The following is a 12,763-nucleotide window of genomic DNA, read 5'->3' on the forward strand; positions in this document are numbered from 1 at the left end:
TGCTAGGCTCAGCAGTTACTTTTTTGCTTGGTATTGTTTGTATTGATGGTGCTGATGGCTTATAAGAGTTTTATAACTCGTAAATGGTTATCGCTTTTTATATTTTGAAGTTCACTTTTTTGAGATTGTCATGGCAATATCCGACAAACCTGCAAACCGCCGCGCCGCAACGCCATCGAATACCGATGTTGGCGCCTTATTTGTGCGTAAATTTAAAATATCAAATATCTATGTGGCTATATTGGTACTGTTGGCGGCTGGTATTGTATGGAGTGGCATCAAAACGGCTGAAGGTGTTCAGCAATATCATCAGGATTATAAAACCTTGCAAGACATGAAAAAACAAGAGCGAAAATTACAAGTTGAGCATCAGCGTCTGCTTATTGAACAGCAGACCTTTAGTGCGACGCCGCAGATTGCCAGTCGTGCCGTTGCTGAGCTTGGGATGTTTTCACCGACACTCAAAGATAAGCTGATTATCCAGCCAGGTGCTGCGACAGCAGTTGCACTCGTGGACCCTGATGCCAGTACTCCAGATACTTTAACGACGAATGATTCTGATGTTTTCGAAGCTGATGCTGTGAGCGATGCACCCGTTAAGGCTGCTGCTACCGATTCTGACCTAGCGGAGGCAGGACAATGAGCGATAAAAAACCCAGTGCTAAAGCGACCAGCAAAAAACCAGCCAGCGGCAAGGTTACTAAGCCACTACGCCGTGCTAGTGCGGCCAAATCTGGGCAAACGAGTAGCAAGCCTGACAATAAATCAGATGATGGCCGTAAAGCCAAGCTATTTGGTCGCTTAAAAAAGAATGAAGAACAGGGTGCTTATACCAGTGTCAAAAATCTAAAAAGCAAAAGATCAATTTTGGGAAAAGCATCTGGTGCTTCCTCTCGCGGCGGTGTCGAACAAGATAAGAACCGTTTCCGTTTGATTTGGGGTATAGCGCTGCTTATTTTGGTGGCACTTATCGGTCGTGCTTACTATATTCAAATTGCCAATACTCAGTTTTATCAAGATAAAGGCAATGAGCTCATCACCAGTGTACGCACGCAAAAATCCTATCGTGGCATGATTACGGATCGCAACGATTTGCCATTGGCTGTCAGTGCACCACTTGCGACAGTCTCTTTTAGCCCGCATGACTATGCCCGTGAATACTACGAGCTTAAGCGTATTATTATCACCAATCCTGAAAGTCCGCAGCTTATCGCACGTATGCAAAAGCGCTTGGATAATATGGATTTGACGACGCTTGCGGCGGCTGCCAACATCTCAGCCGATGAGCTAAAAAGAGTGACAGCTATCGACCCTACTATTGATGTAACGGATGAAGTGGCAGTCAAAGCAGCGCTGCCATCGGGTGCAGGCTCGCATTATTTACCACTATTAAATAAAGTAACGCCGGAGATTGCAGAAAGCGTTAGCTCGCTTGATTTTCCTGGTGTTAATGAGAAAAACTTTTTTCAGCGCTATTATCCGCAGCCACAGCCTAACTCGCAACTACTAGGTTTCATGGGACAAAATGCCAACGATCCGGAAGGTGGTTACGAAGGACGTGCTGGTATCGAACGTCAGTATGAGAAAGAGCTGGCGGGTGATGATGGTAAGGTTTTGGTGCTCAAAGATGCCAAACAAAACAGTCTTAAAGAAATCAAACAGGTTGAACCAGAAGTGCCGGGTAAAGATGTGACATTGACCATTGATTCGCGTTTGCAATATTTGCTTTATAAAGAGTTAGAAAAGGCGGGGCGTTTGCAAAAAGCGCGCTGGTCGACGGGTATGGTAGTCGATGTACAAACCGGTGAAGTACTTGCGCTATCAACATGGCCGTCATTTAACTCTAATAATCTAAATGAGATGACGGGTGAAAATCAGCGTAACCGTGCGCTCCTTGATGTCTTTGAACCCGGTTCAGTCATGAAGCCATTCACCGTTGCTGCGGCTTTAGATTCAGGGAAATACACTGCCACTACTTTGATCGATACCAATCCTGGCTCTATCCGTGTCCGTGGTTATACGATTCGTGACCATAATAATCTAGGGCGGATCACGATGGCAACGCTACTACAGAAATCTAGTAACGTCGCCTCGACCAAGATTGCTTTGTCTCTACCGGCTGACGGCATTACCAATATGCAAAGACAGTTTGGCTTTGGGGCAAAAACACCACTGCAATTCCCAGGTGAAGGCAGTGGGCTTGTGGTGACACCAGAAGAAAAAGAAACTTCGAGACGGGCAACGGTCAGTTATGGCTATGGTATACAGGTGACGCTGGCACAGATAGCGCAAGCTTATTCAGCGCTGGCGGCAGGTGGCGTCATGCATCCGCTAACGTTGAATAAAAATGACAAAGCGCTACCAAGCAAACGTATTATGGCGCATGAACAAGCGATGGCCATCGTACAGATGATGGAAAGTGTCACAGAAGACGGCGGTACGGCTAAAGGTGCGGCTATTGATGGTTACCGCGTTGCTGGTAAAACAGGAACCTCGCGCCGTATCAATCCAAAAGGTGGCTACTATACTGACCAGTATCGTAATGTCTTTGCGGGTATGGCACCAGCTTCTAATCCAAAACTGGTCGGTGTCATGTTAATCGAAGACCCGCGTGGTCAGATTTATGCTGGTTTAACCGTGGCTCCTGTTTTTCATAATGTTATGAAAGAGGCACTGCGTTTATATAATGTGCCCTTAGATAAGCCGCTCAAAACCGAAGCTCAATAGATATAAAAGTAAATTTTTTCATATCCACCTCTTAACTATTTGATGTGTTTTAACCGTTTAGGATTTGCCAATGACCCTGTCTACCTCGTCGCCAAGCAGTATCACAGTTACCTTGCAACAGCTGCTTGCAGCTAGTAGCAGCGACGATAGACATAGTCTACAGCAGGTATTTACAGCGAATATGACCGCAGCTGTTAGCGAGTCATCGCATCAAATGACCGCTGTTCAACTGGATGCGGTGATCAATATTCCATTCCAGCAGTTCTGTTTAGACAGCCGTCAACTAGCCAGCAACGACGTGTTCGTCTTGTTAAAAAGCCATACGCCAAATTGCCAAAAAAGCCGTGACCACCTTTATCAAGCCGCTAATAATGCGGCTTTTATCCTATCGGAAATCGACCCTATTGCTTTGCTTGCCACCGCTAATGTCCCGCCTCATGCCAATCTCGAATTGACTAAAACTGATAATGCAAAATCTATCGCACAACAGCAATTAGATACTTTGCCTTGCCCCGTATTATATGTACCTCATATCCGTGATTTTCTGGGCAGCTTGATTCAAGCACGTTTGCAGTATCAGCAGCCCGTGACATTACCAACTGTCATAGCCGTGACGGGCACCAATGGCAAAACCACTATTAGTCAATTGGTGGCGCAATTGACGCAGCTCACCGGTATGAGTAGCGCAGTCATGGGCACGGCGGGTAATGGTCGGCTTGGCGCTTTGGTGCAAGCCAGCCATACCACGGGAGATGCTTTAGCGGTCCAGCAATTTTTATATCAAATGGGCAAAGAAGGTGCTGAACTACTAGCATTGGAAGCCAGCTCACATGGTTTAGATCAGCAGCGTCTGCAAGGTATGCCAGTGTCGGTGGCGATTTATACCAACCTGAGTCGCGATCATTTAGATTATCATGCTGATATGGCAGAGTACGCGGCGGCTAAAGCCAAGCTATTTGATAAAGCCCATTTTCCGGATTTGACCCACGCTATTATCAATATCGATGACGAGCATGCCCAGATTATGCTCGACACCGCACACGCTAGCCAATTAATAGTTTGGACATACAGCTTAGATTCACTAAAAACAGCTACCTTCGTCGCCGCTAACATCACGCCAAGTTTACAAGGTGTAGAGATCAGCCTGCGTACAGATTTCGGCGATGGGACAATGAATCATTTAGATATCGTTAGCCCATTATTGGGACGTTTTAACGTGGCGAATTTACTTGCTGCTATCGCAGCTGCTGTAGCTTTAGGAATTAGTCTTGAAAGCATTGCGACCGTTATCCCGCAGCTACAAGGTGCGGTTGGGCGTATGCAGCGTGTACCATCGAATGATGGTTGTTTCATTGTCGATTATGCTCACACCCCTGATGCCTTAAGTCAGGTGCTTGCCAGTCTCAAAACTCATTGTAAAGGCCAGCTATGGGCAGTGTTTGGCTGCGGTGGTGACCGTGATGCGGGCAAACGTCCTTTGATGGCGCAAGCAGGATTGGCAGGCGCGGATAAAGTCGTGTTAACGGCAGACAATCCACGTACTGAAGACCCCAACGCGATTTTGCAAGATATGCAGGCAGGGATGAGTACTGAACAATATCAGCGTACCCATATTGAGCCTGCGCGCCAAGCAGCGATTGAGTATGCGGTCAATCAAGCAGCGGCTGATGATATCGTCGTTATCGCGGGCAAGGGTCATGAGACCTATCAAGAAATTAACCATGTTCGTTATGATTTTGACGACAGTGTTATTTTGCGAAATGCCTTAAAACAAGCAGGGCGTGTATAGCATTTATAGATAAATAATAGCGCTTACAGTTAGTTTTCCATGCTATTTAAAAAGTATTAGTCGTTAACTATAAAAAATAAATAAGTAGTCATCATATATAAGGTAATCATTATGACAGCCGACAACGATAACAGCATTCAGTCGCAAGGGCTGTATGTTTGGCAAGCAGACAATCTGCTCGCAGCAACCACAGCGCTCAACGGGCATTGGCAGCTGAGTGAGGGACAATCCGGCTCAGAAAACGATGTAATGAGCACTCGTATTGCCACCGATACCCGTACGATAAAGCCTGGTGATATATTTTTAGCGTTAACGGGTGACAATTTTGATGGTCACAATTATATTGAACTAGCTGCCTCAAAAGGCGCGCTCGCTGCTATCGTCTCACGTCCTATCTTTACTGATATTCCACAATTGGTTGTCAGTGATACCCGTTTAGCTTTAGGACAATTGGCTGCGTATCGTCGTCAACAGCATCAAAATTTAACCGTCATTGCTATTACTGGCTCTAGTGGTAAGACCACCTGTAAAGAGATGCTCGGTAGTATCTTTGGCAGACTTGCCCCAACGCTTATCACGCGTGGCAACCTAAATAATGACTTGGGCGTACCAATGATGTTGCTCGAATTATCCGATCATCATCGCTATGCTATTTTGGAATTGGGCGCAAACCATATTGGCGAAATTGCTTATACTACGGAGATTGTCCAGCCAGATGTTGCGTGTATCTTAAATATTGGTACAGCGCATTTGGGTGAGTTTGGCAGCCGTGAAGGGATTTGCCAAACCAAGGCTGAGATTTACCATACCTTGAATGATAGCCAATTTGCGATCGTTCCTGATAAAGATGATTTTACCAATCAATTACGCCGTATCGCTGAAAAGCATACGTCACACGTGATTGGCTTTGGTAATACTGATGTTAGTGCCAGCCATTTAGATGTCGAGCCTGAGCGCAGTGAATTTAAGCTGCATATCGGCAATCAAGTCCATGATATCAACTTGCCACTAGCGGGCGAGCACAATGTCAATAATGCTTTAGCCGCTGCTGCTTGTGCCCATGCATTAAATATTGAAGTTAGTGATATCGTCGTCGGACTTGAAAATGCGCGTCCTGCCAAAGGTCGCTTAAACAGTCAGCTGTTAGGCATGCATCGACTGATTGATGATACTTATAATGCCAATCCACATTCGGTACGGGCAGCTGCCAAAGTATTGGCAGCGCAAACGGGTACGCAAGTGATGGTATTAGGCGATATTGCTGAGTTAGGTGAGGCTGCAGTGAGCGAGCATCGAAGCTTGGGTCGTACCATTGCAACCACAGGTATTAATGTACTGCTTTGCGTTGGTGAATATGCCCCTTATACAGTAGAAGGTGCGCAGGAGATTTCTGATATCAATGCCCATGCGTTTACCGATAAAGACAGTTTATTGGCGTATTTGAAACCTTATTTGCAAGCGCAGCAGGCGCAACCTTGTACGGTGTTGTTTAAAGGTTCTCGTTCCATGGAAATGGAAACACTTATCAATGCGCTAGTCGAGGAGTAGGCGGTGTTAGTTTGGTTGTTTAGCTGGCTTGGTCATTATTATGCCCCGTTTTATGCGGTTTCTTCTTTGACGCTGCGCGCGTTACTGGCGGTCGTTACCGCCCTTGCTTTTAGCATGGTTTTTGGTAATCGCGTTATTCGACGTTTGCGTGCACTTAAGTACGGTCAGGCGATTCGTAATGATGGACCACAGTCGCATTTGGTCAAAACTGGCACCCCTACCATGGGTGGGGTGCTGATTTTAAGCGCGATTGGGGTATCAACCTTGCTTTGGGCGCGTTTGAATAATCCGTATGTCTGGATTTTGCTCATCGTCATGATTATCTTTGGTGCGGTAGGCTGGGCGGATGACTGGCTCAAAATTAAATATAAGAATCCAAAAGGTCTAATCGCTCGCAAAAAATATTTTTGGCTCTCGATGGGCGCATTGTTCGTCGGCATTTCTTTATATTATATTGCCACACTGCAGCCAGATATTGCGACGACTCGCGAGATGCAGGATTTATTAATACCTATCTTTAAAGATTGGATGATTCCATTTTCGGCAGTGCCGTTTGGTATTGGCTTTATTATCTTTACTTACTTTGTGATTAATGGCGCCTCTAACGCGGTCAATTTAACTGATGGCTTGGATGGATTGGCGATTTTGCCAGTGGTCTTGGTTGCTGCAGGCTTGGGCGCGATGGCATATGTCTCTGGTGACGTACGCTTTGCGGATTACTTGCACGTACCTTATATTGCCTACAATTCTGAGGTGATTATTGTCTGTGGCGCGATGATTGGCGCAGGGCTTGGCTTTTTGTGGTTTAACGCCCATCCAGCGCAAGTGTTTATGGGTGATGTGGGCGCGCTATCACTGGGCGCGATGCTCGGTACCATTGCGGTGATGACCCGTCAAGAAATCGCTTTCGCAATTATGGGCGGACTGTTCGTTGCAGAAGCATTGTCGGTAATGCTACAGGTTGGCTCATATAAGCTACGCAAAAAGCGCGTCTTTCGTATGGCACCGCTGCATCACCATTTTGAAGAGATTGGCTGGAAAGAAACCCAAGTGGTGGCAAGGTTTTGGATTATCGCCATTATCTTGGTTATCCTTGGATTGATGACGTTAAAGCTGCGTTAGAACAGTAACTCAGATTAATCTCGATATTCTTCGTTAAAAAGCCATCTCAACAAGTTTGAGATGGCTTTTTTGTTTCCCATACTATCTTTTCTCATACCTTTTAATACTTAGCATGGCTGAATTTTGGTAAAATAACAGCCATATTGCTATGATTTGAGATGCCTGTGTCTTTATTTATTTGTCCCCTTTGTCAGTCGCCACTGCAGCCCGCAATCGATACATGGCGCTGTGATGGTAGCTTGCACCCAAAACAAACTGCGCATCCTTTTGATGTGGCACGTCAGGGTTACGTTAATCTGCTACCTGTCCAACAAAAAAAATCTAAAGCACCGGGTGATAGTCAAGCATCCATCGAGGCACGTAAACGGTTTTTAAATGCAGGGCATTATCAGCCATTACAAGCGCTTATTTGTCAAAAAATAGTGGAATTGTTAGCAAAAAACGAGTTGCCATCTGAACAAACTGGTAAACCAGTCAATTGGCTGGATATCGGCTGCGGCGAAGGCTACTATACCCAAGCGATGGCTCAGACAGGCATGGATACACTTATTGCGGCGGATATTAGTAAACCTGCCATAGTAGAGCTTGCAAAAGCGAGCAAGGCAGCAAGTTTTCTTTGGAATCAGCAAGATAAGAACGATGGTATTGAAACGGCAGTGATTTATCCATTAGTAACCAGTGCTGCTCATTTGCCCTTACGTGCGCAAAGTATCAATGGGATTAGCAGTATTTTTAGTCCCATTCTGCCAGCAGCGTTCAATGAAGTATTAAGCGATGAGGGTTATTTAATCATTGCTAAGCCAGATATCGGTCATTTAGCAACGATGCGTGAGGCTTTGTTTGACGATGTCCGTGAGCACGATTCTGACAAGTTTTTGCAGGAATTAGCACCATATTTTACGCTGCTTAATACTTATAATGTCAGTACTGAGTTAAAATTATCAGCAGATGATTTGGCCGATTTGCTGACTATGACTCCTTATGCATATCGTGCGCATAGCGAAAAAAGACAAGCGCTACTAGCTTTAGTTGCAACCGAAACATTTGCAACTGAAGCCAAATTTATCGTTTATATTTTACAGAAGACAATAAACTTATAAGTTTACTTATCGCTATGTCCTCTTATCAAGACACTTCAAAAAATAACCTGATGGGCTTAAAGTAAGAGGCTTATAAAACAGGCCCCATGGTAGCAATGATGTTGTTCCAAATCCTAGAAGATAGTGGCCAGTTTTTGACCTCTTCACGTGTTACTTCGTCTGAGTCAGCGATATATTGGTATTGGCGCTCGATAATATCCGCCGTCAGCTTTTTATCGCTAAAGACAACGTTATTCTCATAATTCAAATCAAAGCTACGCAAGTCTAAATTGGTCGAGCCAATCAAGCTAATTTCACCATCAATCGTCAAGGTCTTTGCGTGTAACAAGCCTGGTTTATATTCATAAATTTTTACCCCCGCTTCAAGCAATTGCCAATAATAACTGCGACTGGTCGCGGCGACGATAAAGGAATCGTTATTTTTTGGAAAAACCATCGTCACTTCAACCCCGCGATAGGCGGTAGCGCATAAAATACTGACGAGTGAATAATCGGGCACGAAATAAGGCGTAGAGATAATCAGCGTCTCTTGCGCTTGGCTAATCAAAGCACCTAAAAACTGTGGCGTGGTACCGTGCCGCTGAGTAGGACCATCTGAAAAAACTTGGGCAGGAAAGCCATTAGGCTTTGGCGTGCTATTATAATAAAAGCTATCAAGCGGAGTGTCTGGATTTTCAATCAACCAATCACTGGCAAATAACATCTGATTCTGCGCGACCACAGGTCCTTCGATACGCAGCATAATATCGACCCACGGCGCATATTTTGGCTTTACCATAAATTCAGGATCAGCACAGTTACGACTACCAGAGTAACCAATTTTGCCATCAATAACGGTAATTTTGCGGTGATTACGCAGATCAATACGGCTAAACAGCATTACTTTTACAAAGTTGGTCAGTGGGAGAGCTACACTGACTTGTACGCCAGCATCTTGCATTTCTTGCCATATCTTTGAGCTCACCATCTTCCGTGAGCCCATGCCATCAACCATTGCTCGACAAGTAACGCCGCGCTTTGCTGCTCGGATGAGAGCTTGCGCCGTATCAATACCCATGCCATCGACGAGCCAAATATAATACAGCACATGTATATGGTCTGTTGCAGCATCAAAATCAGCAATCATGCGTCTGCGTGTTTCGCTTGCATCTGCCATGAGCTCTGCCTGATTACCCTCCATAGTATGAAAACCGGTGGCTTTTGCTGCATAAGCAAAGGAAGCTTGATAAGCGGGCTTGATCATCTTCTCTAACGTCGTCTCATGACCAAGAACGCTTGGACTATGAGTATTTAATCGCTTAATGATATCGTCGCGTTTTTGCCCAAAGTCATGACCCAAATGCACTTCACCAAACATCCAGTAAATCAGCACGCCAAAATAAGGCAAAATAAACAGGATGACAATCCATGCTAATCTGGCAGGCGAGGTCAAATCATGGCGAGATAAGACCCGTAAAGAAATCAGTATCAGTAGGATAAAATGTATCGTCAACAAAATATCTACGATCATAACAGCGTCCCTTATTATTATTTTATCTAAAAAGTATCAATCGCTTTAACTAATCAAAAAGAGAAGTACTATGAAAACCGTCTAGTATTCTCCAAAAAGCCAACCGCTGACAAAGGCAAAGTACTCTCTAAACCACGCGTTATAGCGGATGGATAACGGAGTAGGGCTGGCAAGCATAATAGGTTGCACGTAGCCTTGATGCCGAGCGATGTTTGCGGCGCGAATAATATGAAAATCACTGGTCACGATAGCGATGGGCGCTTTGATAGAAATGCCTTTTGCCGCTAATATCTCTTGGCTATAAATAAGGTTTTCTGCTGTACTCGTGCTCTGACCTTCTTGAAAAATATGCTTAGGAGGAATGTCATATGTATCGTACAAGTAGGTTGCCATAATATAGGCTTCGCTACGTGTCTGACCAAAACCTATACCACCGCTAGTGATAACTAGCGCGCTTTTTTGTGAATCGATAAGGGGCGCAGCAGTATCTAAGCGTTTGGCAAGTGTTGGTGTGGGTTTGCCTGCGACCGTACCTGACCCTAGCACAATGATGGCAGCGACTTCAGGTATAGGTTTAGCACTTTTTTTAATCTGCTGCTGTAATGCATAAGCAAAAATACCAAAACTGATCAACCAGATAAAAAACGCCATCCATAGCCCATACCACAAACGATTTAACCAACGATTTTGGTAGATAAATCTTATTATGTTACGCCAAAAAATACCATGAGCAACAAACACCATACCTACTAAAAAGGGTACAACAGAACCAAAATTTACCTTACCTACAGCCATCAAAATCGTACAGTCAACGATCATAAGGCTACCGATAATGGTTAATATAACTCGCACTGGCATCATGAAGTTTTTTGGCAGGGGTATACGATTGTTTAAAGGCAATATATTCAATGGATCTTCTATGGGATATTAGTTTGGACGCTATAGCGTGTTTGATAAGAGACTGTTTGATCCCATCATAACGCACCCTGTTTTGAGATAACGTCTCATTGTTGTTACTAATAGATATGGATCGATAGTAGATTAATATCGAGCTTTAGAGGGTAAGTATGAGTAATAAGAATTAGAGCGAAGGTTTGATAAAGTGAATTTGATTATGAGATGATTTTTAAATAAATATATATTAAATAATAAAAAAATGTTTACTAAAACTAAATAAAATATTTTCATATTTCAAGTCAATACAGTGATATGACCAGTCATCCCTATAAATAGACCGATCATCTGTTTGCTTTTGATTAGGTGTCGTTACTGTAATAGACTGCGTTTATTGGGTAATAAGAAGCCTGGCTTCTGTGAATATTACTAGCTTATACGTCGCTAGATAGCTCTTGTTTTTTGCTGAATTCCTAAGAATTTACTCTAGTAGACATCAAAAATAAATCAGTTTTAATTATAGGGTTTACATCATGAATATTTTCGGAAAATTAGCTTTGTCTGGTTTGGTTTTATCTGTCGCTTCAGTGGCATCAGCAGCATCAGTTAGTGGTTCTACTGATTTTCGCGTAACCCTCCCTGAGGTCTTGGTACTTTACCATTGGGATGATGCGCATCTAACATTAACGGATATCGTCACTCCTACAGCTGCCAATGATAGCGATGCTCGTGAAATTAGTGATACTACTACTCGCAACTTAACGGATGTTCTAGGGAAAAGTGCTTATACAGTTGAAGGTACTGCTGTTAACTCTAGTATTCCTGATGTTTTCGTTTCTAGCGCCTCAGCAAATGTTACTTTGAAGAATTCTTGGGCAGTACGCAGTATATCTAGTGGTGATGTTACCCTTGGCTTATCGGTACAACAAGATACCCTCAAGAATGTAAATAATCAGAACTCTACTATTACTGTTAGTAAAGCAGGACTAGCTTCTACGGGTACAGGTATTGGTGGTAGTGCTACAGCCATGACCATTCCTTCAGGCTGGCAGGGTATGCAAGGAGATATTAATTTTACCTTAGATTTAACAAAGGCCAATAATTCTGGTGAATATAACACCCGTGGCATAGCTGGTGCGGCAGGTGAGTCAGCTAACGCTACTGACACTTTCTTACTAACGTTGACGGGTCTTTCTGCAAGCTAATCAATGGTTGGATTTCGTATTAGTTAATATAAGCTTGATACAAAACGAGCGATAAAATACCAGCTGAAATTGCTGGTATTTTTGTATCGAAAGCCCATTCCAAAACTGCTTTTAGAAGCCTGCCTTGTGCGCTACCAAACTAATCGTCAGTAATCTAAGATAATAAGGTGAACAGATGACAATATCCATCTATCCAAACCAGAAATTGACCATGTTGCTACCTAGTTTGGTAGTTACTGCGGCTGTATTGACAGCATTGATTTTTTCACAGTCTGCTCAAGCTGAACTGGTTATCCATAACTCTGTAGATGGTAAAGGTCAAGTCAAGATGGTCGTCACTGATGACCGTCAAAAGGAGTTGCCACCTGCACAATTGGGGATTTCACCTTCAAGGATTAATGAGACTGTCTCTTTAACGCAAAATAAAAACTTGGGCAAGCTCAATCAAACTTTAACCTTATATAACTATGGCAGCAGGCCTAAGAGTATCAAACTAAGCTTGATAGATATGGATGAGTCAGGCAAACCGATCGACCCTAGTGAGAGTACGCTAAAGCCGTGGACTTTGATTAATCCGACTCAATTTACTATTCCTGCTGGTGGCTATCAGACAGTACGCATGTCGATACGTCTGCCAATGGGTTTTGCTAATGGTAAGCGCCTCGCTATGTTGTCCATTGAACAACAAATTGATAAATCGCTTACTTATGATGCTGATGGTAAAGGAGTTACTTTGGAGATAGGCTCTCGTTACGGGTTACCGATAGCCATTAATGTTCAATAAGCCGGCACTTAATGTCTAGTAAGCTCAATTTAGATAACATTAATACGACTATCTACGCTAATAACATGGGTTGTGTGCAGCAGT

The 12,763-nt window shown here is 43.8% G+C and carries 10 protein-coding genes; 8 read left to right on the forward strand and 2 right to left on the reverse strand.

Annotation, left to right across the window (positions count from 1 at the left end):
* The first annotated feature begins 130 nt into the window (after positions 1–130).
* From H0262_RS09755 to H0262_RS09780, 6 genes are all read left to right on the forward strand, one after another.
* Positions 131–643, forward strand: a complete 513-nt coding sequence (locus H0262_RS09755) for a cell division protein FtsL (RefSeq protein WP_011514684.1) — start codon at positions 131–133, stop codon at positions 641–643.
* Positions 640–2,727, forward strand: coding sequence for a penicillin-binding protein 2 (locus tag H0262_RS09760; protein ID WP_149409702.1), 2,088 nt, complete (start codon positions 640–642; stop codon positions 2,725–2,727). The genes H0262_RS09755 and H0262_RS09760 overlap by 4 nt, the downstream gene beginning before the upstream one ends.
* A gap of 70 nt (positions 2,728–2,797) precedes the next feature.
* Positions 2,798–4,516: a UDP-N-acetylmuramoyl-L-alanyl-D-glutamate--2,6-diaminopimelate ligase gene (locus H0262_RS09765; RefSeq protein ID WP_181210627.1), complete on the forward strand. Its 1,719-nt coding sequence runs from the start codon at positions 2,798–2,800 to the stop codon at positions 4,514–4,516.
* Between the two features lie 111 nt (positions 4,517–4,627).
* Positions 4,628–6,064 carry a UDP-N-acetylmuramoyl-tripeptide--D-alanyl-D-alanine ligase gene (murF, locus tag H0262_RS09770; RefSeq protein WP_181210628.1) on the forward strand — a complete coding sequence of 479 codons (1,437 nt, stop codon included), beginning with the start codon at positions 4,628–4,630 and terminating at the stop codon, positions 6,062–6,064.
* A 3-nt stretch (positions 6,065–6,067) separates the two neighbouring features.
* Positions 6,068–7,186, forward strand: coding sequence for a phospho-N-acetylmuramoyl-pentapeptide-transferase (gene mraY, locus H0262_RS09775; RefSeq protein WP_011514680.1), 1,119 nt, complete (start codon positions 6,068–6,070; stop codon positions 7,184–7,186).
* A 158-nt stretch (positions 7,187–7,344) separates the two neighbouring features.
* A complete protein-coding gene (locus H0262_RS09780) occupies positions 7,345–8,286 on the forward strand; it encodes a putative RNA methyltransferase (protein ID WP_181210629.1) in 942 nt (313 codons plus the stop codon).
* 70 nt (positions 8,287–8,356) lie between these two features.
* Here the strand turns inward: H0262_RS09780 and cls are convergent, their stop codons facing one another.
* Both cls and H0262_RS09790 read right to left on the reverse strand, forming a co-directional pair.
* A complete protein-coding gene (gene cls / locus H0262_RS09785) occupies positions 8,357–9,796 on the reverse strand; it encodes a cardiolipin synthase (RefSeq protein ID WP_181210630.1) in 1,440 nt (479 codons plus the stop codon).
* A gap of 81 nt (positions 9,797–9,877) precedes the next feature.
* Entirely contained in the window at positions 9,878–10,615 is a 738-nt protein-coding gene (locus tag H0262_RS09790) for a YdcF family protein (RefSeq protein WP_259275451.1), read from the reverse strand.
* Between the two features lie 608 nt (positions 10,616–11,223).
* Between H0262_RS09790 and H0262_RS09795 the strand changes: the two genes are divergently transcribed.
* Positions 11,224–11,895 carry a hypothetical protein gene (locus H0262_RS09795; protein WP_181210632.1) on the forward strand — a complete coding sequence of 224 codons (672 nt, stop codon included), beginning with the start codon at positions 11,224–11,226 and terminating at the stop codon, positions 11,893–11,895.
* A 175-nt stretch (positions 11,896–12,070) separates the two neighbouring features.
* Entirely contained in the window at positions 12,071–12,679 is a 609-nt protein-coding gene (locus H0262_RS09800) for a hypothetical protein (RefSeq protein ID WP_181210633.1), read from the forward strand.
* Positions 12,680–12,763 lie beyond the last annotated feature (84 nt).

This window comes from Psychrobacter sp. D2, assembly GCF_013608135.1.
GTDB classification, from domain to species: domain Bacteria; phylum Pseudomonadota; class Gammaproteobacteria; order Pseudomonadales; family Moraxellaceae; genus Psychrobacter; species Psychrobacter cryohalolentis.

Bases quoted from the DNA above. Each gene is read 5' to 3' on its own strand.
- H0262_RS09755 (WP_011514684.1), top strand. From the start codon at position 131: ATGGCAATATCCGACAAACCTGCAAACCGCCGCGCCGCAACGCCATCG.
- H0262_RS09765 (WP_181210627.1), top strand. From the start codon at position 2,798: ATGACCCTGTCTACCTCGTCGCCAAGCAGTATCACAGTTACCTTGCAA.
- H0262_RS09800 (WP_181210633.1), top strand. From the start codon at position 12,071: ATGACAATATCCATCTATCCAAACCAGAAATTGACCATGTTGCTACCT.
- cls (WP_181210630.1), bottom strand. From the start codon at position 9,796: ATGATCGTAGATATTTTGTTGACGATACATTTTATCCTACTGATACTG.
- H0262_RS09790 (WP_259275451.1), bottom strand. From the start codon at position 10,615: ATGATCGTTGACTGTACGATTTTGATGGCTGTAGGTAAGGTAAATTTT.
- H0262_RS09760 (WP_149409702.1), top strand. From the start codon at position 640: ATGAGCGATAAAAAACCCAGTGCTAAAGCGACCAGCAAAAAACCAGCC.
- H0262_RS09795 (WP_181210632.1), top strand. From the start codon at position 11,224: ATGAATATTTTCGGAAAATTAGCTTTGTCTGGTTTGGTTTTATCTGTC.
- murF (WP_181210628.1), top strand. From the start codon at position 4,628: ATGACAGCCGACAACGATAACAGCATTCAGTCGCAAGGGCTGTATGTT.
- H0262_RS09780 (WP_181210629.1), top strand. From the start codon at position 7,345: ATGCCTGTGTCTTTATTTATTTGTCCCCTTTGTCAGTCGCCACTGCAG.